This window comes from Burkholderia sp. AU38729, from assembly GCF_020419725.1.
GTDB lineage: Bacteria > Pseudomonadota > Gammaproteobacteria > Burkholderiales > Burkholderiaceae > Burkholderia.
In genome coordinates, this window is sequence record NZ_JAIZQO010000006.1 from 209,836 (window position 1) to 227,465 (window position 17,630).

Here is a 17,630-nt window from a genome sequence, read left to right on the forward strand (position 1 = left end):
CAACGACAAACGATGATTGCCGCATGCCCCATCCAGTGCCTGTATGCAGGGTATGCATGAAGCTTGACCGAATGCCGCCGCCAGGCCCGCGCGGCGGTTCAATCACCGAAACTGCCGAGCGCGCTTACGCCGCCTTGGCTGCCGCCTCCTTTGCGAGCAGACGTTGCGCCTGCGTGTCACCTTTTCCTGCTTCCTGCGCGGTTTGAACCGAGGTCTCCGTTGCTTCCGCCAACATCGCGCGCGCGGCGCTGCTGATGTTGACCGTATACGACGACGTGGACGTGCTGGTGCTTGATCCAGCGGCCGAAGAAGCGGTTGCGCTCGCGGCCGGAGCCGTCGACGCCGACCCCGAAGTCGATGCAACCGACGGACCCGGTGCCTGCGCAGTACTTTGACTGATTGCCTGGATGGACATCTGACTCTCCCGATAGAAAAGGTGTGTACTGCGTTCCTTTTATCGGCGTCGATTCATGAAACATGAGCAGTATATTTTTTCCGTTTGTAGCCGTTCTTAATCATCTGTTAAGAAATGGCGACAATCGGTCTCTGCTGCGTCTCCAGGTCAGGGCCATTGGGTGAGCCGGTTGCTTTCGATTATTACGCATGCGGTGGCGACGTCCGATCAAGAACGGGCTCATCAGGCCCGGATCGACTCCGCCGACCCGTGGCGTGACATCTTCATCTCGATCGACGACTCACGACGCGCTGCGTCGCGCCCGCCGCAACTGCAGCCACAGTGCCGATATCAGGAAATAGGCGGCCCCTACCGCCGCGTAGCCCGCGATCTTCACGATGGCGGGCGGCATGGACGCGTGGCGCTGCGCGATGAACAGCACGCCCGCGAGCGCGGATTGCGCGCCGCTCAGGATCATCGCCCACTGCGCGCCGACCTGCTTCCAGCGACGCAGCGCCGTGCCGAGCTGCAGCAAGCCGGAAAGAATCGCCCAGATGCCGAACACCGCGAGCACCGCATGCATGCCGGCATTCAACGCAGGAAATACCGCCAGCGTCGTGGCCGCGCTGATCGCGACGTTGACCGCCTGGGTGCGGTTCGTTGCCGCTCCGCCGCTGCGGGCGAGGTCGACGAAATTGGCGAGCGCATCCCAGGCCGGATAAACGATCAGCAGGATCGCTGCGCCGGCCGCGCTCTGCCGGCCGACGGAAAATGCCAGCGCGACCCACAGCAGCGAGAATATCGCCCGGGAAAAGTAGTACCGTTTCAGCCATTGCGCGTCGGCAGGGGCACGGAAATCGGGGGAGTGATCAGCCATTTGCATTCCTTCGTATATCGGATCGTCGTTTCGGACGGCGTGCAGCGTGTCCACCGTGCGAATGCCGTGCCGACCGGATCTCCAGTGCACCGAGTATCGCGATCGTCGCGGCCGCCCGCCATCGGTCGGATGTCCGATGGCGAAGGCGCGCCCGTCGCGCACCGGGCAACGGCCGATATCGCTTCCGGCCGAATGCGGCGGGCAGCCGATCCGCACGCGCATGCACGGCGCGACGTCGTCGCGTATGATCGTTTTCCCGTTCTCGTGAATGCCCGCGCCCCATCCGATGCCCGACGCCGAAGCCCGTCACACCCCGTTGCGCATATTCGACGCCGTCCGCGCGCTGGCCTTCATCGGCGATCTCAGCATGGGGCAGCCGACCGATCATTCGCTGCGCACCGGCTGGCTGGCGGCACAGCTCGCGAAGGCGGCGGGATTCGACGCGTCGGTGTGCGACACGGCCCGAGAAGTGGCGCTGTTGCGCTGGTCAGGCTGTACCGCGAACGCCGCGGGTTTCGCTCAGACGTTCGGCGACGATGTCGCGATCCGCGCCGCCATGCTCGAGAACCGGCCCGGCCTCGCCGAAGCGGTCGGCCGCGCCGGCGCCGCGATGATCCCGCTCGCGCAAATCCATTGCGAAGTGTCGGGCGAAGTCGCGCGAATACTGGGCCTGTCCCGCGCCACGGAAACCGCGCTGCGGCACATTTTCGAAAGCTGGGACGGCAACGGGCTGCCCGCACGGCTCGCGCGGGAACAGGTGCCGGCCGCTGTGTCGATCGTCACGCTCGCGGGCGATCTCGACGTATTCAGTCGCACGTACGGCATCGAGCAGGCCATCGAATGGATTGGGCAACGCGCGGGCGCACGCTATCCGGGCTTGCTCGTCGAGGCGGCCGCGCACGATGCCGCGCGCTGGCTCGCGGCGCTCGATCACCTGTCGCCCGACGGTCTCGATGCCGCATTGGCCACGCCCGATATGCAAGGTGCGACCTGCGCCGAATTGATCGCGGACGTCATCGATCTGAAACTCCCGTGGATGACCGGATTCTCGCGCTCGGTCGCCGTGACGGCGGCCGCGTGTTACGAGCGCCTGTCGCCGGATGCGGCCGCGCGCGAACGCGTCTACCGCGCCGGGCTGATTCATGGCATCGGCAGGGCCGCGGTGCCGAACGACGTGTGGAACCTGCCGACGCGGCTGCCTGCGAGCGCATGGGAAAAGGTGCGGCTCGTGCCGTACTGGACGGAGCGCGCCGGCAGGCAGACCGGCGCGCTCGGTGAAGCGGCGGTGCTTGCGTCGTATGCGTACGAGCGGCAGGACGGTTCGGGTTATTTCCGCGGCGTGCGCGATGCTGCGCTGACGCTGGAAGCGCGCGTACTCGCGGCATCGCTGGCGTGGGTCGCGTTGCGCTCGGCCCGCCCGTGGCGAGCGGCGCTCGACGATGCGGCCGCCGCCGGCCAATTGCAGGAAGCAGCGGCGCGCGGCCGGCTATGCGGCGACGTGGTCGCGGCGCTCGTCACGGGTGGCGCGCCTGCGGCCCGGCGCATGGCCGCTCGCGCGTCGCACGACGGCCCGCGCCTGTCGCCACGGGAAATCGACGTCCTGCGGGCGATCTCCCGAGGGGCGAGCAACAAGCAGGTCGCGCAGGCGCTCTCGATGAGTCCGAGCACGGTGCGCACCCACGTCGAGAAGGCGTTTCGCAAGCTCGAATGCTCGACACGCGCCGCGGCGACGCTCAAGGCATCGGCGATGGGGTTGCTTTGACGCGATCCGCGACGCACGAAGCACGAAGCACGAAGCACGAAGCACGACGCACGACGCACGACGCACGACGCACGAAGCACGACGAGCATCCGTGAATGCATCGACCCACGACCCGGCCGACATGAGGTTCAAGGTTCGCCGGTTCTGCCGTGTACGTCGTGAATCAAAAATCGCGTTGCGCCATTCAGGTAGGCCAGTCGTTCGTCGGCCCCCCGCGACCGGCGGTATTCATTCGACGCGCGAGAACACGTCCGTGATGTAGCGATCGGGCGCGATATCGGTGAACGCGTCGATATCGGCCATGATGGCGGCCGTCTCCGCGGACGCGAACGCGGCGTCGAGCGCTGCCCGATCCGTGAAGCGGCACATGGCCACGACGGCCACTTCGCTATCCTGCCGTGCGGGGAAGAACGCATCGACGTATTCGAGCCCGTACGGTTTCCACGCCTTTTCCACCAGAGGAATGTGCTGCTCGACGTAGTAGCGGGCATCGAATCGCGCACCCGTCGCGCGGCGATAGGAAACGACGAAAACCATGACGAACCTCCGGGTTGGACTGATGCAACGTTGAATGTCGATACGGGCGATCTCGGGCGATCACGGTCGTTTGCGCGCCGGGCCGAAGGCCGGCTGGCCGGCGGAGCGCACCGACGACGGCGCGGCCGGTGCACGTGCCAGTGAGATGCCCAGCGCGGCGCCGACGGCGAGGAACACCGAGATCGACAGGAGTGCGACGATAAACGCGTGTGCAATGGCTGCGGGATCCTGGCGCGCGCCCAGCACCGTATAAAAAATCCCGCCGATGATCGCGACGCTGAGCGACGTGCTGACCTGCAGGGTCGAGCTGGCGATACCGGCGATCATCCCCGACACCGCCGGTGCGACGCGCCCCGTCACCATGCGCATCAGCGTCGGCAGCGCGAGACCTTGTCCGAACCCGATCACGAAGAGCGCGGCGGCGAGCGGCACGGACGCGAGCGGCATCCCGATCGGCGTCGTGTCGATCAGGCAGGCGAGTCCGACGAGCCCCGCGATCTCGAGGCCCATGCCGAGCGGATTCACATAAGCGCCGATTGCACGCGTGCACAAGGGCGTCGACAGCGGGCCGAGCAGAAACCCCACGCCGAACGGCAGGAACACGAGGCCCGCGCTCAACGCGTCGACGTGCAACGCATTCTGCAGATACACCGAGAACAGCAGGAAGAACGCGCCGATCGCGTACAGCAACAGCGCGATCAGCAACGCGCGGCCGAGCCCCGGTGCGCGCAGCGCGGCCGGATCGAGCAGCGGTGCGCCGCCGCGGCGGCCCAGCCGGCTCTCGTAACGCCAGAAGCCCCACGCGAGTGCCGGCGCCGCGATCAGCGATGCCCAGGCCCACACGGGCCAGCCCGCCTCGCGCCCTTCGATCAGCGGCACGATCAACGCGCCGAGCGTCAGCATCGACAGCGCGGTGCCGCCGAGGTCGAGCTTGCGCGCATGCTGCGCACGCGTTTCCTTCAGCAGCGGAATGCCGAACACGACGACCAGCATCGCCAGCGGCAGGTTGACGAGGAAGATCGTCCGCCAGCCGAGGTTCAACAGGTTCAGCGAGATCAGGATCCCGCCCAGCGCTTGCCCGATGACGGCGGCGAGGCCGAAGACCGCGCCATACAGGCTGAGCGCGAGCGGCTTTTCCGATTCGGGGAAGATCGCCTGGATCGACGCGAGCGCCTGCGGCGCCATGATCGCGGCCGTCACACCCTGCAACGCTCGCCCGGCGATGAGCATCCCCGGGGAACCTGCGAGGCCGCACAGCGTCGATGCGATGGCAAAACCGATCAACCCGAGGAAAAACACGCGGCCGCGACCGTACAGGTCACCCAGCCGCCCGCCGGTGATCAGCGTCACCGCGTACAGGCCGGCATACGACGAAATCACCAGTTGCTCGGCGGACGACGACGCGCCCAGCTCCGCGCGAATCGACGGCAGCGCGACATTGACGATGAAGAAATCCAGCGGTGGCAGAAACGCGCCGACGAGCAGCACCGCAAACATGGCCCACCGACGCGGGTCGGGCGATACGGGATCATTCCGTGACATGAACGGTTCTCCATACGGAACCAATCGGTTCCAAAGTGGGTAAAAAAATTTCAATCGAGAACGCGCATCGTGCGGTCGACCAGCGCGAGCATGTCGGCCTCGGACACGCCGGTCTTGCCCAGCACGCGCATGCCCTCGACCTGGCAGACGAGCAAACGCGCCAGCACCTGCTCGTCCTGCTCGGCGATCTCGCCGCTTGCCTGGCCGCGCACGATCGTGCCGGCATAGAGCTGCTGCAAGCGGCGGAACATGCGCCCGGTACGCTCCGCGACATCCGCGTCGCGTGCGGCCAGTTCAGTGGTCATCGCGACCGCGAGACAGCCCCGCCTGCCGGCCTCGCCGACGGACAGGCGCGCATAGCGCAGCAGCGAGTCCCGGATGGCGTCTTTCACGGTGCCGGGTTGCGACAGGATGTCCGCGGTTGCCTTGAGCCCGTCGGCCATATACAGGTCGAGCGCCGCCAGCAGCAGCGCCTTCTTGTCGCCGAAGGCCTTGTACAGGCTGCCGCGCGACAAGCCCGTGCCGGCAATCAGGTCGGGCAGGGACGCGCCTTCGTATCCGTGGTCCCAGAAGACAGCCATCGCGTCGCGCGCGGCATCTTCAAGTTCGAATTCGCGTGGGCGGCCCACGCCGGCGGAATTGGCCATTGATCGGTTTCGCAAACGATGCGGTGTCCAGGAATGGATCGCATTATAAGAACCGATCGGTTCCTATGTCAACGCGCGTTTTCAGGCCGGGCAGCGCGAGGCCGCCCTCGCGGACGGCTCGCGCCCGTCCAATCAATCCAGCCCGCCCTGGCACAGATACTTGATCGACAGGTAATCGTCGAGCCCGTAGCGCGAGCCTTCGCGGCCGTAGCCCGATTCCTTCACGCCGCCGAACGGCGCGGCCTCGCTCGCGAGCGCGCCTTCGTTGATGCCGACGATGCCCGTTTCGAGCCGCGCCGACACGCGCGCGATGCGCCGCACGTCCTGCGTGTAGAAATACGCGGCGAGGCCGAACGGGGTGTCGTTCGCGGCGTCGATGGCGTCATCCTCGGTGTCGAACCGGAACAGCGGCGCCACCGGGCCGAACGTTTCCTCGCACGTGAGCTGCATGTCGGCGCTCGCGTCGGCGAGCACCGTCGGCGCGTAGAAGTTCGGCCCCAGCTCGGTCAGGCGCTTGCCGCCCGTCAGCACGCGCGCGCCGCGTTCAACGGCATCGCCGACGTGCCGCGCGATCTTGTCCACCGCGCGCGCGTTGATCATCGGGCCGATCTGCGCGGCCGGGTCGGACGCCGGCGCGACCTTCAGCGCGGCGACGCGCGCCGCGAGCTTCGCGGCGAACGCGTCGTACACGCCGGCCTGCACGTAGATGCGGTTCGGCGATACGCACGTCTGCCCGCCATTGCGGAACTTCGCGGCCATCAGCCCGTCGACCGCGGCGTCGAGCTCGGCATCGTCGAACACGATGAACGGCGCATTGCCGCCGAGCTCCAGTGACAGCTTCTTCAGCGTCGCGGCCGAATCGCGCGCGAGCAGCTTGCCGACGGCCGTCGAGCCGGTGAACGTGATCTTGCGCACGCGGCTGTCGGCGAGCCAGTCGGCGGCCGCGTCGATGCCGCGCTCGCGCGACGCCGTGATCAGGTTCAGCACGCCCGCCGGCACGCCGGCTTCCTGCGCGAGGAACGCGAGCGCGAGCGCGGTGAGCGGCGTGTCCTCCGCGGGCTTCGCGACGACCGTGCAGCCGGCCGCGAGCGCCGGGGCGATCTTGCGCGCGATCATCGCGAGCGGGAAGTTCCACGGCGTGATCGCCGCGACGACGCCGATCGGCTCCTTCACCGCACTCAGCCGCTTGCCGCGCTGCTGCTGCGGAATGATGTCGCCGTACGTGCGCGTCGCTTCCTCGGCGAACCACAGCACGTACGACGCGCCGTACGCGACCTCGCCGCGCGCTTCCGCGAGCGGCTTGCCCTGTTCGCGCGACATCAGTTTCGCGAGATCGTCGGTATGCGCGACGATCGCCGCGTGCCAGGCTCGCAGGATCGCCGCGCGGTCGCGAGCGGGCGTCGCGCGCCAGGCGGGCAGCGCGCGTACCGCCGCATCGGTTGCCGCGCGCGCGTCGGCGGCGCCGCTGTCGGGTGCATGGGCAACGGTGTCGAGCCGTGCCGGATCGGTCACGGGGAAGCGGCTGCCGTCGAGCGCGTCGCGCCACGTGCCGTCGATCAGGTTGGCGGAGCGCAGGAGTTCGGTGCGGGTCAGCGAAAGCGGCATGGCAGGTCCTTGGATGAAGCGGTTCGACGACGGCGGCGCGGCACGCGCGCGACTGTCCCGTACGGACAGCGACGCTGCCGTATTCGCGGGGGCCGCGCGCGGTGCGTCAGTGACGTTCGCCGAACAGCGATTCGAGCGGGTAGTGCCGTTTGACGAACGGCGATTTGATGATCACGTAACTGAAATACTTCTCGATGCCGATGTTCTGCTCGAGCAGCCCTTCGACGATCGTCTGGTAATGGCTCACGCTGCGCGTGATGAACTTCAGCAGATAGTCGTAGCCGCCGCTCGCGAGGTGGCATTCGACGATCTCGTCGACGTTGCGGATCGCCGCGACGAAGCGGTCGAAATCCTCGCGTCGATGGTCGGCCAGCGTGACTTCGGTGAACACGACCTGCACGTCGCCGAGTTTCTCGAGCTGGATGTGCGCGCCGTAGCCGCCGATGTAGCCGGCCTTCTCGAGCCGCTTCACGCGGATCAGGCAGGGACTGGGCGACAGCCCGACCGCATCGGCCAGTTCGACGTTGGTCATGCGGCCGCGCTTCTGCAACTGGGAGAGGATGCGCAGGTCGATGCGATCCAGCTTGCTGTCCGTCATGTTCACGTGAGTCGGGAGTCGGAAAAATGGAATGTCCGGTTACTTTAGAGTCGAAAGATATCCGCTACAAGCCCGGCTTTCCCTTGGCCCGTCAGGCCGGCTGCGCGTGCGCGGCATCGAGCGCGCGCTGTACGCCCGAATCGGCCAGCACGTCGTCGAGCGTCTTGCGCACGCGCTCGAACAGCAGGTCGAACTCGCCCGCGGTGAAGCTCAGCGCCGGCGCGAAGCCGAGCACGCCGTCGCCGAACGCGCGGAAGACGATGCCGTTCGCATAGGCGGCCGCCGCGATCTTGTCCGGCACGTTCAGCGCCGCATCGAAGCGCGTCTTGTGCGCCTTGTCGGCCACCAGTTCGAGCGCGCCGAGCAGGCCGACCGAACGCGCGTCGCCGACGAGCGGATGCGCGCGCAGCGCGTCGAGGCCCGCGGCAAAGCGGGGCGCCATCGCCTGGCCGTTCGCGAGCAGCCCGCCGTCGTGATAGAGCTTCAGCACCTCGAGGCCGATCGCCGCGCTCACCGGATGCGCGGAATACGTATGGCCGTGGCCGACCACCGGCGAATCGGCGCGGCTGCCCGCGATCCCTTCGTAAATCTCGTCGGACATCAGCACCGCGCCCATCGGCGCATAGCCGGCGGTCAGCCCCTTCGCGACGGTCATCAGGTCAGGATCGACCTGTTCGGCCTCGCACGCGAACAGCGGGCCCGTGCGGCCGAAGCCGGTGATCACCTCGTCGGCGACGAACAGGATGTCGAGGCGCCGGCACGCATCGCGCATCGCCTTCAGCCAGCCGGCCGGCGGCACGATCACGCCGCCGGAGCCCTGCACGGGCTCGCAGAAGAACGCGGCGACGTTGTCCGCGCCGAGTTCGGCGACCTTCGCTTCGAGCGCGGCGACCGACGCGGCGATCAGCGCCTGCGGATCGCTGCCGAGCGGATGGCGATACGGGTAGGGCGACGGAATGTGGTGCTGATCGGCACGCGGCAGGTCGAAATGGCGATGGAACGCCGGCAGCGCGGTGAGGCCGGCGCCGATCGACGACGAACCGTGATAGCCGCGCTCCAGCGCGATCATCTGCTTTTTCGACGGGCGGCCGGTCGCGTTGAAATAGTGCGTGATGAAACGGATCGCGGAATCGACGGCATCCGAGCCACCGAGCGTGAAGTAGACGCGGTTCAGCGACGGCGGCGCGAGCGCCGCGAGCCGCTCGGCGAGTTCGATTGCCGGCTGCGAGCCGAAATGGAAATAGCCGGTTGCGTACGGCAGCTTGGCCAGCTGGTCGGCGGCGGCTTTCACGATGCTGTCGCGGCCGTAGCCGACGTTCACGCACCACAGGCCGGAGAACGCGTCGAGCAGCGTATGGCCGGCGGCATCGCGCAGGAACACGCCGTCCGCGGATTCGAGCACGGTGACGCCGCGCGCTTCGTGCGCACGGTAATTGACGACGGGGTGGATCAGGTGTTGACGATCAGCTTCGATCAGCGCGGCTTGGTTCATGGCAGGCAGGACTCTCGTCAGGTGTCAGCGGTGAGGTCATGCTAACGGGCGAGAAATCCGGATGCGTCTTCAATTTGCGGCCCGAAACGTATGCGCGCGGCGTTTGCACGGGGCGCTTCGGCATTTTCTGCTGCGCGTCCCGCGCGGCCGGACATCGACGTCAGTAGCCGCGCGCGCGATCGACGACGCCGATCATCGGCTGGCCCGCGCGATGGCGCGCGAGGTTCGCGAGCACCGCATCGACCGCGGTGTCGGGCCGTGTCGCGCTCGCGATGTGCGGCGTGATGCGGATGCGCGGATGGGCCCAGAAGGGATGGCCGGCCGGCAACGGTTCGGGGTCCGTCACGTCGAGGATCGCGCTGTCGACGCGGCCGCTCGCGAGCGCCGCGAGCAGCGCGGCTGCATCGAGCTGCGGGCCGCGCCCGACCTGCACGAGCGACGCGCCTGCGGGCAGCGCATCGAACACGCGTGCGCCGAGCAGCCCGCGCGTGCTGTCGGTGAGCGGCAGCAGGCAGATCAGGATGTCGGTGCGCGCCAGGAATGCGTCGAGCGCCGCGTCGCCCGCGTAGCACTCGATGCCGTCGAGCGAGCGCGGCGTGCGGCTCCAGCCGGCGCACGGGAAACCGAAGCGCCGCAGCGTATCGAGCACGGCCTGGCCGAGCGTGCCGAGGCCGAGTACGCCGACGCGCCGCGACGCGGCCGCCCGTACGGGTTTCTCGTGCCATACCTGGTCGCGCTGCTGCGCGGCATAGTCGAACAGGTCGCGATGGATCGTCAGCACGGCCTGCGTCACGTATTCGACCATCCCTTCGACGATGCCCGGCTCGATCATCCGTACGACGGGGATGTGCGACGGCACGCGCGACAGGTCGAACTGGTCGATGCCGGCGCCGACCGAGAACACGACTTCGAGATTCGGCAACAGCGCGACCGGATCGTCCGGCGGCTGCCAGGCGGCGAGATAGCGGACGGCCGCGGCGTCGCCGAGGTCCGGCCAGATCCGGAACGGCAGATCGGGCGCCCGTTGCGCGAAGCGTGCCGCCCACTGCGCGCCGCGCACCGGGTCGGCCTTGTAGAGAAAGCTCATCGTGTGTCCCGTTCAGCCGAGCGCCTGGCTCACGATCGCGAACGCGCGCAGCGCCGGGTCGCGCGCGGGCGTCGCACCGCGCGCCATCGTGACGACGGTATCGACGCGCGGCAGCCCGAGCCCATCCAGCCAGTCGGACAGCCCGCTGTCGCTCGGCAGGTCGACCCGCACGAACATCCCTTCATTCAACGCGAGCCAGTGACTGATCAGCGCCTGCGCGCGCAGCGCATCCGGCGCGATCACCGGGCCGATCACGTGGCCCGGGCCGAAGCGGCGGAACAGCGCGAAGCCGAGCAGCTCGCCGTCGCGATCGAGCGCGATGCCGTTCGCGACGTCGAGCAGCGCGTCGGTCACCGCGCCGCGCTCGTAGCCGGCCGCGCGCGACGCGAGCGCGGCGAGGCGCGGCCCGTCGTTGGTGCCGAGCGGGCGCAGGCGCTCGCCGGGCGGCAGCGAGATCAGCGGCGGCCGGAACGCCGCGCCCTGATGCTGGTTGATCGTATCGATCGGCGCGAAGCCGAACGCCGCGTACAGCGGCTCGCGTCCCGGCATCGCATGCAGAAAGACGGTGCGGGTGCCGAAGCCGTCGAGCGCGCGGGCAAGGAGCTCGCGCTCGATGCCGCCGCCCGCGCGCTCGGGCGACACGATCACCATGCCGAGCGCCGCGTGCGATTCGCCGAGGCGCCAGCCCAGCGCGGTCCCCACGACGCCGGTCTCGTCTTCGGCGACGATGCCGCCGCCGAGCTGGAGCACGAAGCGCCAGTCCTCGAGCCGGTGCGGCCACTTGACCGCCTCCGACAGCCGATGGGCGGCGGGCAGGTCGGTGTCGGCGAACGGGCGATAGGTGAGCGTGCGGGAAGGGTTGAGGTCGGACACGCCGGACTCCGGATGGGTGGAAATGACGCAGTCACTCTGCCAGCGCGGGTGCGGCGCGGATAGGACGATTCGCCTGTTTTCCGGCGCCGACGGGCGCGCCCGCGAGATCGACGCAAACCCGTTCGATCGACGCGGACGAACGCGTGGATCGTGCTGGCGCGGCCGGTCAATCCCGCCACTCCTGCTGTGGGAGCACCACTAAGATAAATGCACGGCGGCGCTGCCGCCTGCCGGCGGGCCGCACGGTAGGCGAGCCCGCTGCGGCAGCACGGCGGCCACCGGCCGGCCCCGCCCAGCCGCGCCGCGCCCGATCGCGCCGCAGATCGTGCTGCATGTGCCGGGCAACTTGCGGCGATTGTGCGCTTTGAGCGGCGCCGAACGATGCGCGAACGACTTTTTGCCCTGATTCAATTTCGTTGAACCCAGCCCATCCCCGGCCTTGCCGGGGCTTCACACCGACAGGACGTCACCATGATCCAGTTTGAACCGAAGTACATCACCTTCGACTGCTACGGCACGCTGACCCATTTCCGGATGGCCGAGACGGCGCGCGAAATCTACGCGGACCGGCTGTCGCCGGCGACGATGGAGGCCTTCGTGCGCGCGTTCGCCGCCTATCGGCTCGACGAGGTGCTGGGCGCATGGAAGCCGTACCGCGACGTCGTCGTCAACGCGATTCGCCGCACCTGCGCGCGGGTCGGCGTGACGTTCGACGAGGCCGAGGCCGAGCTTTTCTATCAGGCGGTGCCGACGTGGGGCCCGCACCCGGACGTGCCGGCCGGGCTGTCGCGGCTGGCGTCGAAGTACAAGCTGGTGATCCTGTCGAACGCGATGGACGAGCAGATCATGAGCAACGTCGACAAGCTCGGCGCGCCGTTCCATGCGGTGTTCACCGCGCAGCAGGCGCAATCGTACAAGCCGCGCATGCAGGGCTTCGAATACATGTTCGACAAGCTCGGCTGCAAGCCCGAGGACGTGCTGCACGTGTCGTCGAGCCTGCGCTACGACCTGATGACGGCCGAGGATCTCGGGATCAGGCACAAGGCGTTCGTGAACCGCGGCCACGAGCCGGGCACGCCGTTCTACAACTATTACGAAGTGTCGGACATCGGCCAGCTCGCGACGCAACTCGGCCTGTAAGCCGCTAGCGCCGGCCGATTCGTCGATCGTCGCGACGGGACGCGGCCGCGAGGCCGCCGGGGCCCGTCGCGCGTTCGATCAGCGTACGCAACGAGGGTAATTACTGATATCGAGTCGTTCAAGGCGGGGCCGCCCGGGCCGATATATGTACCGAACGGTTAATATTTCGAGGCCCCGCATGAAGTTGTCCACCAAACTGCTGATGCTCGTCGCCGCGGCGCTGCTCGGCGTCGTCCTGCTCGCCGCGTGGTCGCTGCACACGCTGCGCGACGCGCTGATCGACAGCCGCCGCGAGGAGATCGTCATGCTGCTGACCAAGGCCGAGCATCTGGTCGATTCGTATCGTGCGATGCAGACGAGCGGCACGCTCACGCAGGAGCAGGCGCAGCAGCAGGCCAAGGCCGCGCTGGCGGCGCTCAACGCGAATTCGAAGAGCTACTTCTGGGTCACGACGTCCGACGGCGTCAACCTGGTCCACCCGAACGCGAAGTTCATCGGCACGCGCGCGAAAGGCAACCGCACGACCAGCGGCCTGACCGACAGCGAGGCGTACCGCGCGGGCATGGCGCAGTCGCATTTCGCGCTCGTCGACGTGCTGATCAAGCGCAGCCCCGACGCGGACCTGGAGCCGAAGCTGCAGGGCGTGGTCGCGATTCCGGACTGGGACTGGTGGATCGGCACCGGATTTTTCTACGACGACATCAACGCGGCGTTTGCCCGGCTCGCGACGGTGCTGGGCGCGATCACGCTCGTCATCGCCGCGGCGCTCGCGGCCATCGCATGGGGCGTGCTGCGCAGTGTCAGGCGCACGCTGGGCGGCGAGCCCGCGCATGCGACGCAGATCGCCGCCCGCATCGCCGCCGGCGAACTGGACGTGCGGTTCGATACGGCGCACGCCGCGCCCGGCAGCCTGCTCGTCGCGCTCGGCGACATGAAGGCGCGGCTGACCGACACCATCGCCGAGATCCAGACCACGACCCACTCGATCGCCACCGGCACCGGCGAGATCGCCCAAGGCAACCTGGATCTGTCGCAGCGCACGGAGCAGCAGGCCGCGTCGCTGCAGGAAACGGCCGCGAGCATGGAGCAGATGACGTCCACGGTCAAACAGAACGCGGACAACGCACGCCAGGCGAATGCGCTCGTGGGCCAGGCGAAGGCGGCGACCGAACTCGGCGGCGCCGCCGTGCAGGCGGTCGTCGAAACGATGCGGCAGATTTCGGACGGGTCGGTGCGGATCGCCGACATTACCGTCGTGATCGAAAGCATCGCGTTCCAGACCAACATTCTCGCGCTCAACGCCGCGGTGGAAGCCGCGCGGGCCGGCGAGGAGGGGCGCGGGTTCGCCGTCGTCGCGTCGGAAGTCCGCTCGCTCGCGCAACGCAGCGCCGCGGCCGCGAAGGACATCAAGGGATTGATCGACGCGTCGGTCGAGCGGGCCGGCAGCGGCAGCCGGCTCGTCGAGACAGCGGGCGAGCGCATGACGGAGATCGTCCGGTCGATCGACCGCGTGGCCGACATCATGGGCGAGATTTCGGCGGCATCGGCCGAGCAGAGCACCGGCATCGAACAGATCGGGCTGGCGGTCGCGCAAATGGACGAAGTCACCCAGCAGAACGCCGCGCTCGTCGAGCAGGCGGCTGCGGCCGCGTCGTCGCTGGACGAGCAGGCGGCGCGCCTGCGGGCCGCGGTATCGGTATTCCGCCTGGCTGCGTGACGGCTGCGCGCCGTCCGCCCGCGGCCGGCGCATCATCCTGCCTGATCGCCTGATCGCCTGATCGCCTGATCGCCTGATCGCCTGACTGCCTGCGGTGCGCCGCGCCGGCACACGCCCTGCGTGCGCGCCGACATGCCGGTGATGGACACGTCGCCGCCTGGCGGCGCGGTGCCTGATGGCGGCACGGCCCCGGTTTCCGGGCAGTCCCGTCATCTTCCCGCCTTCCCCCAAAGCCGTTCCGATCGAGCGGCATTCTTCTGAACTTTCCCACCCGACGTGCCGTCGCGATCCCCGCTGCCGACGCCCGTGCGTGCGGCGATTCGCCGTGACGTACCGCTCGTTTCAGCCGTCGTCGGCAGGCGCGCACGCGTTCGATACAAACGTGCGGTTTGCGTGAGCCAAACGCGCGCCGGATGCCGAACGGGCAATTTTGTCGGCGCAATCTGCGGCGGCTGCGGCCTTACGATTTCCTGCATCGACACGGGTTGGGCAGCCGCCGCGACACACCGCCGGGCACAGGGCGACACGTACGCGCACGCAGCAAATCATGCTGCGCAGGCTACCCAAAACGGTCGATTCGTATCGTGCGGGCCGCCCGAATCGCGACAAACCGCATTTTGGCGATGCTTAAATGAATTGCATGACGACGTTGCGACCGCCACCAGCACGCGGGCGCGGCGGGATTCGAGAACACGCTGGACCCACGACCCCACTTTCCACAGTCAGGAGCAGTTCGGATGAGCGACGATATCGACAATGGCGGCAAGGGCGGCTTCACGCGCCGCGACATGATGAAGGTCATGGCGGCGGGCGGCATGATGGCCGCCGGCGCCGGCGGACTGCTGATGACCCCCGGCGCTGCGTTCGCCGCGCCCGCGCCGAAGCGCGGCGGCAAGATCCGGGTCGCGAACGAAGCCGGCTCGACGGCCGATACGCTCGACCCGGCCAAGGGCTCGACGGGCGCGGACTACACGCGCTTCTTCATGTTCTACAGCGGCCTCACGCAGCTCGACGCGAGCCTGACGCCGCAGATGAACCTCGCCGAGTCGCTGCAGACGACCGATGCGAAGACCTGGATCATCAAGCTGCGCAAGGGCGTCACGTTCCACGACGGCAAGCCGGTCGGCCCGGCCGACGTGGTGTTCTCGCTGATGCGCCACAAGAACCCGGCCACCGCGTCGAAGGTCAAGACGCTTGCCGAACAGTTCACGGATGCGAAGGCGAGCGGCCCCGACGAAGTCACGTTGACGCTCGCCAGCGCGAACGCGGACCTGCCGGTGATCCTCGCGACGCCGCAGCTCGTGATCGTCAAGGACGGCACGACCGACTTCTCGACCGGCATCGGCTGCGGCCCGTACAAGCTGAAGTCGTTCAAGCCGGGCGTGTCGACCGTCGGCGTGCGCAACGACAGCTACTTCAAGCCGGGCAAGCCGTATCTCGACGAGATCGAGCTGATCGGCATCAGCGACAGCGCCGCGCGCCTGAACGCGCTGCTGTCGGGCGACGTGCACCTGATCAACGCGATCGATCCGCGCTCGACGCAGCGGGTCTCGTCGACGCCGGGCTATGCGCTGAAGGAAACCAAGTCGGGCCTCTATACCGACCTGATCATGCGCAGCGACAACCCGATCGTATCGAGTCCCGATTTCGTCGAAGGGATGAAGTACCTGTTCGATCGCGAGCAGCTCCGCACGGCGGTGTTCCGCGGCTACTCGGTGATCGGCAACGACCAGCCGATTCCGCCGGGGCACCGCTACTTCAACGCGTCGCTGCCCCAGCGGCCGCACGATCCGGACAAGGCGAAGTTCCTGCTGCAGAAGGCCGGTGCGCTGGGTGCCGCGCTGCCGCCGATCTATGCGACGTCCGACGCGAACGGGTCGATCGAAATGGCCGTGCTGCTGCAGCAGGCCGGCCAGAAGATCGGGCTGAACCTGCAGGTCAACCGCGCGTCGCCCGACGGCTACTGGTCGAACCACTGGATGAAGCACCCGCTCACCTTCGGCAACATCAACCCGCGCTCGAGCGCCGACGTGCTGTTCACGCAGTTCTTCAAGTCGGATGCGCCGTGGAACGAGTCGGGCTGGAAGAACGCGAAGTTCGACCAGTTGCTGCTCGCCGCACGCTCGGAAACCGACGACGCGAAGCGCAAGCAGATGTACGGCGACATGCAGGTGATCGTGGCGCAGCAGGGGCGGGTCGGCATTCCGGCGTTCATCAGCTTCCTCGACGGCTACGACAAGCGGCTCGCGGGCCTCGGCTCGATCCCCACCGGGCCGATGATGGGCTTCACGTTCGCCGAGAACGTGTGGTGGAACGCATGACGTTGTCGTCGGCCGCCGTCGCGCGGCCGGTGCGGGCCACCGCGCCGGCCACGCGCGGGCTTTTCAGGAGTGCCGCCCCATGAACCGAATTCTCATTGGCCTGATCGGCCGGCGCATCGCGGTCACCGCGCTGACGCTGCTGATCGTGTCCGCGATCATCTTCACGATCACGAACCTGCTGCCGGGCGACGCCGCGCAGGCCGCGCTCGGCCAGTCGGCGACGCCGGAGACGGTCGCCGCGCTGCGCCAGCAGTTCGGTCTCGACATGCCGGCGCACGTGCGTTACGTGCACTGGCTCACCGGCCTGTTGCACGGCGATTTCGGCCGGTCGCTGTCCGGCGACATGCCGGTGTCGGAGCTGATCGGCGGGCGCCTGCCGAAGTCGCTCGCGCTCGCGGCGATCACGACCGCCGTGTCGGTGCCGATCGCACTGCTGCTCGGCATCCTCGCGGCCGTCAAGCGCGAGTCGGTGATCGACCGCGTGATCAGCCTCGGCACGCTGTCGCTCGTCGCGACGCCGGAGTTCCTGATCGCGACGGTCGCCGTGCTCGTGTTCGCGGTGAAGCTGCGCTGGCTGTCCGCGTTGTCGTACAGCGGCCCGATCGAAAGCCTGCACGATTTCCTGCGTGCGTATGCGATGCCGGTGCTGACGCTGTGCGCGGTCGTGATCGCGCAGATGGCGCGCATGACGCGCGCCGCGGTGATCGAGCAACTGAGCGCGTCGTATGTCGAGATGGCCGTGCTCAAGGGCGCGAGCCCGGCTCGCGTCGTACTGCGCCATGCGTTGCCGAACGCGATCGGCCCGATCGCCAATGCGATCGCGCTGAGCCTGTCGTATCTGCTCGGCGGCGTGATCGTCGTCGAGACGATCTTCAACTATCCGGGCCTGGCAAGCCTGATGGTCGACGCCGTCAGCAACCGCGATTTTCCGTTGGTCCAGGCGTGCACGCTGATCTTCTGCGTCGCGTACCTGACGCTCGTGCTGTTCGCCGACCTGTGCTCGATCGTGTCGAACCCGCGACTGCGAACCTGAGCGTT

Annotated in this window: 15 protein-coding genes; 5 read left to right on the plus strand and 10 right to left on the minus strand. The window is 68.0% G+C overall.

All coding sequences use genetic code 11. The features are described from left to right. Positions 1-124: 124 nt before the first annotated feature. Complete coding sequence (locus LGM56_RS17830; RefSeq protein WP_143330899.1) at positions 125-415, minus strand: hypothetical protein; 291 nt, start codon at positions 413-415, stop codon at positions 125-127. A 280-nt stretch (positions 416-695) separates the two neighbouring features. Then, positions 696-1,271, minus strand: coding sequence for a DUF308 domain-containing protein (locus LGM56_RS17835; RefSeq protein WP_226206395.1), 576 nt, complete (start codon positions 1,269-1,271; stop codon positions 696-698). A gap of 286 nt (positions 1,272-1,557) precedes the next feature. On the opposite strand from LGM56_RS17835, the gene LGM56_RS17840 reads away from it, so the two are divergent. Then, positions 1,558-3,033 carry an HD domain-containing phosphohydrolase gene (locus LGM56_RS17840; protein ID WP_226206092.1) on the plus strand — a complete coding sequence of 492 codons (1,476 nt, stop codon included), beginning with the start codon at positions 1,558-1,560 and terminating at the stop codon, positions 3,031-3,033. Between the two features lie 228 nt (positions 3,034-3,261). Here the strand turns inward: LGM56_RS17840 and LGM56_RS17845 are convergent, their stop codons facing one another. From LGM56_RS17845 to LGM56_RS17880, 8 genes are all read right to left on the minus strand, one after another. Continuing rightward, positions 3,262-3,570: an EthD family reductase gene (locus LGM56_RS17845; protein ID WP_089498393.1), complete on the minus strand. Its 309-nt coding sequence runs from the start codon at positions 3,568-3,570 to the stop codon at positions 3,262-3,264. A gap of 60 nt (positions 3,571-3,630) precedes the next feature. After that, positions 3,631-5,112 carry an MFS transporter gene (locus LGM56_RS17850; RefSeq protein WP_226206094.1) on the minus strand — a complete coding sequence of 494 codons (1,482 nt, stop codon included), beginning with the start codon at positions 5,110-5,112 and terminating at the stop codon, positions 3,631-3,633. A 50-nt stretch (positions 5,113-5,162) separates the two neighbouring features. After that, positions 5,163-5,759, minus strand: a complete 597-nt coding sequence (locus tag LGM56_RS17855) for a TetR/AcrR family transcriptional regulator (RefSeq protein WP_089498395.1) — start codon at positions 5,757-5,759, stop codon at positions 5,163-5,165. Between the two features lie 132 nt (positions 5,760-5,891). Next, the gene (locus tag LGM56_RS17860) at positions 5,892-7,364 is read right to left on the minus strand and encodes an NAD-dependent succinate-semialdehyde dehydrogenase (protein WP_226206096.1); all 1,473 of its coding nucleotides are present in this window, start codon (positions 7,362-7,364) and stop codon (positions 5,892-5,894) included. A gap of 106 nt (positions 7,365-7,470) precedes the next feature. Then, positions 7,471-7,962 carry an Lrp/AsnC family transcriptional regulator gene (locus tag LGM56_RS17865; RefSeq protein WP_006749694.1) on the minus strand — a complete coding sequence of 164 codons (492 nt, stop codon included), beginning with the start codon at positions 7,960-7,962 and terminating at the stop codon, positions 7,471-7,473. Between the two features lie 91 nt (positions 7,963-8,053). Beyond that, positions 8,054-9,454, minus strand: a complete 1,401-nt coding sequence (locus LGM56_RS17870) for an aspartate aminotransferase family protein (protein WP_226206098.1) — start codon at positions 9,452-9,454, stop codon at positions 8,054-8,056. Between the two features lie 160 nt (positions 9,455-9,614). Further along, complete coding sequence (locus LGM56_RS17875) at positions 9,615-10,541, minus strand: 2-hydroxyacid dehydrogenase (protein ID WP_226206100.1); 927 nt, start codon at positions 10,539-10,541, stop codon at positions 9,615-9,617. A gap of 12 nt (positions 10,542-10,553) precedes the next feature. After that, the gene (locus tag LGM56_RS17880; RefSeq protein WP_089498399.1) at positions 10,554-11,414 is read right to left on the minus strand and encodes a GNAT family N-acetyltransferase; all 861 of its coding nucleotides are present in this window, start codon (positions 11,412-11,414) and stop codon (positions 10,554-10,556) included. Positions 11,415-11,885: 471 nt separating this feature from the next. On the opposite strand from LGM56_RS17880, the gene LGM56_RS17885 reads away from it, so the two are divergent. The 4 genes from LGM56_RS17885 (at position 11,886) to LGM56_RS17900 (ending at position 17,625) form a co-directional block, all read left to right on the plus strand. Then, positions 11,886-12,554 carry a haloacid dehalogenase type II gene (locus LGM56_RS17885; protein WP_226206101.1) on the plus strand — a complete coding sequence of 223 codons (669 nt, stop codon included), beginning with the start codon at positions 11,886-11,888 and terminating at the stop codon, positions 12,552-12,554. Positions 12,555-12,732: 178 nt separating this feature from the next. Next, positions 12,733-14,271 carry a methyl-accepting chemotaxis protein gene (locus LGM56_RS17890; protein WP_226206102.1) on the plus strand — a complete coding sequence of 513 codons (1,539 nt, stop codon included), beginning with the start codon at positions 12,733-12,735 and terminating at the stop codon, positions 14,269-14,271. 737 nt (positions 14,272-15,008) lie between these two features. Next, positions 15,009-16,592 (plus strand): ABC transporter substrate-binding protein, encoded by a 1,584-nt coding sequence (locus tag LGM56_RS17895; RefSeq protein WP_226206103.1) that lies wholly within the window; start codon positions 15,009-15,011, stop codon positions 16,590-16,592. A gap of 79 nt (positions 16,593-16,671) precedes the next feature. Beyond that, a complete protein-coding gene (locus LGM56_RS17900; RefSeq protein WP_226206104.1) occupies positions 16,672-17,625 on the plus strand; it encodes an ABC transporter permease in 954 nt (317 codons plus the stop codon). Positions 17,626-17,630 lie beyond the last annotated feature (5 nt).

Excerpts from the sequence above, each read along its gene's own strand:
- LGM56_RS17830 (WP_143330899.1), bottom strand. The coding sequence starts at position 415 with ATGTCCATCCAGGCAATCAGTCAAAGTACTGCGCAGGCACCGGGTCCG.
- LGM56_RS17835 (WP_226206395.1), bottom strand. The coding sequence starts at position 1,271 with ATGGCTGATCACTCCCCCGATTTCCGTGCCCCTGCCGACGCGCAATGG.
- LGM56_RS17840 (WP_226206092.1), top strand. The coding sequence starts at position 1,558 with ATGCCCGACGCCGAAGCCCGTCACACCCCGTTGCGCATATTCGACGCC.
- LGM56_RS17845 (WP_089498393.1), bottom strand. The coding sequence starts at position 3,570 with ATGGTTTTCGTCGTTTCCTATCGCCGCGCGACGGGTGCGCGATTCGAT.
- LGM56_RS17850 (WP_226206094.1), bottom strand. The coding sequence starts at position 5,112 with ATGTCACGGAATGATCCCGTATCGCCCGACCCGCGTCGGTGGGCCATG.
- LGM56_RS17855 (WP_089498395.1), bottom strand. The coding sequence starts at position 5,759 with ATGGCCAATTCCGCCGGCGTGGGCCGCCCACGCGAATTCGAACTTGAA.
- LGM56_RS17860 (WP_226206096.1), bottom strand. The coding sequence starts at position 7,364 with ATGCCGCTTTCGCTGACCCGCACCGAACTCCTGCGCTCCGCCAACCTG.
- LGM56_RS17865 (WP_006749694.1), bottom strand. The coding sequence starts at position 7,962 with ATGACGGACAGCAAGCTGGATCGCATCGACCTGCGCATCCTCTCCCAG.
- LGM56_RS17870 (WP_226206098.1), bottom strand. The coding sequence starts at position 9,454 with ATGAACCAAGCCGCGCTGATCGAAGCTGATCGTCAACACCTGATCCAC.
- LGM56_RS17875 (WP_226206100.1), bottom strand. The coding sequence starts at position 10,541 with ATGAGCTTTCTCTACAAGGCCGACCCGGTGCGCGGCGCGCAGTGGGCG.
- LGM56_RS17885 (WP_226206101.1), top strand. The coding sequence starts at position 11,886 with ATGATCCAGTTTGAACCGAAGTACATCACCTTCGACTGCTACGGCACG.
- LGM56_RS17890 (WP_226206102.1), top strand. The coding sequence starts at position 12,733 with ATGAAGTTGTCCACCAAACTGCTGATGCTCGTCGCCGCGGCGCTGCTC.
- LGM56_RS17895 (WP_226206103.1), top strand. The coding sequence starts at position 15,009 with ATGAGCGACGATATCGACAATGGCGGCAAGGGCGGCTTCACGCGCCGC.
- LGM56_RS17900 (WP_226206104.1), top strand. The coding sequence starts at position 16,672 with ATGAACCGAATTCTCATTGGCCTGATCGGCCGGCGCATCGCGGTCACC.